Origin of the sequence: Psychrobacter fulvigenes (assembly GCF_904846155.1) — a bacterium.
GTDB lineage: Bacteria > Pseudomonadota > Gammaproteobacteria > Pseudomonadales > Moraxellaceae > Psychrobacter > Psychrobacter fulvigenes.
Genome location: NZ_CAJGZP010000005.1, coordinates 1 through 1,430, shown reverse-complemented (window position 1 = coordinate 1,430; position 1,430 = coordinate 1). Strand labels below are relative to the sequence as shown.

At 40.6% G+C, this 1,430-nt stretch carries 1 protein-coding gene; it reads right to left on the bottom strand.

Features of this window, described 5'->3' with window-relative positions:
* Nucleotides 1-294: 294 nt before the first annotated feature.
* Nucleotides 295-1,176 carry an IS982 family transposase gene (locus JMX03_RS14835; RefSeq protein ID WP_201598352.1) on the bottom strand — a complete coding sequence of 294 codons (882 nt, stop codon included), beginning with the start codon at nt 1,174-1,176 and terminating at the stop codon, nt 295-297.
* Between the last annotated feature and the right edge of the window lie 254 nt (nt 1,177-1,430).

Sequence of the window (1,430 nt, the reverse complement as noted above, 5' to 3'; positions counted from 1 at the left end):
AACCAGACCAGTTACCTCAACCTCTAGGATTTCTAGCTTTTTTATTGCCAGCAATGCCTTTTTTCACGAGGAACCTCAGATTCAAGCAATTAAAATTCGTCTGCCCATTTCCATATTTTCTCAATCCAACTGTCATCAATACCTAACGGTTTATTAGAAGTATTAGAAATTTTTTGATGATAATTATTATTATCTTGAGTCATAGTAATGCTCCTCAGCCTGCTTCATTAATCAGCATATTACGTAAATTAACCTGAATTCGGGATAAGTCCTCCATTAAGCTACTGATAACATTCATATTTCCCCAACTTCTTTAAAGCCAGCCACATTTTTGAGGGTTGGTTTGTAGGGAAACCAACAATAAGCTATCAGTCCTGACAACAGATTGGTGATAAACCCAGTCACACTGCGATGGCGAGAGTGCTCAATTTGGCACAGATTTTTCAACTCATCAAACACCGTCTCAACCAAAGAGCGGTGGTTGAGTAAAGTCTTATCAACAGGATCAAGCACTTGCTCCTTCATATTCTTGCGTAGCTTGGTGATGAGGGTTGTATCGCTGTTTTGCGATAACCAGTCATTTAAGGCTTTACTGATATAGCCTCTATCACCAAACAGCTTGCCAAATAGGGGCTTGGTCATCTCTTTGACAGGCGCTCTATCATCAGTATTACCAGCGGTCACTTTGACTGCTAATAGTTCACCCTTATGATTAATAATAGCGTGAAGCTTAAACCCGTAGAACCAACCCATGCTGCTTTTGCCTCTTTGTGCCATACCATGAAAGACCTTGTGACGATAGATACGCTTATTATGGCAAACCGCTATCTTGGTTGAGTCAATGTAGCTGATACCGGTACAGTCGCCCATCATACTTTGCAAGTAGGCACATAAAGGCATAATGCTGCGAGGGATCAGTTCAATGAAACGGGAATAGCTTGGCAGGTTTGGAAACGCTCCCTTCATCATGCCAAGCATATGATGGTAGTAAAAGGCTTTAAGCTGTCGATAGCGTAATTGATGAAACAGTATCAAGACGGTCATAATCTCTGCTACACTTATCTGGCATGGTCTTAACCGACGCCGTCCATTAGCGATGAGGTTTGCTTCAAACTCCGGTTTGAATTGCTGATAAAAGTCGTCAATGTCGCAGTATAATTCGGTTAGGTTATCCATGTAAGAAGTCCTTTTTGCTGTCGTTTGTCTTGGTAAACTTACTTTAGCGTATTAGGACTTCTTTTTTTATCTTTTTCTTCGCTTATCCCGAACTGAGGTTAAGTAACTATGCTTAGGCAACTGGGCTCAAATTACTGGGCTTAGTTCATTGGACTTACGTAGTTTAATTCAATGAACTCAAGCAACTTTGCCCCTTAAGGCTTATTAAACCTATACGAAAAACACCTCAATGGTCTAAGACCATTGAGGTGTTT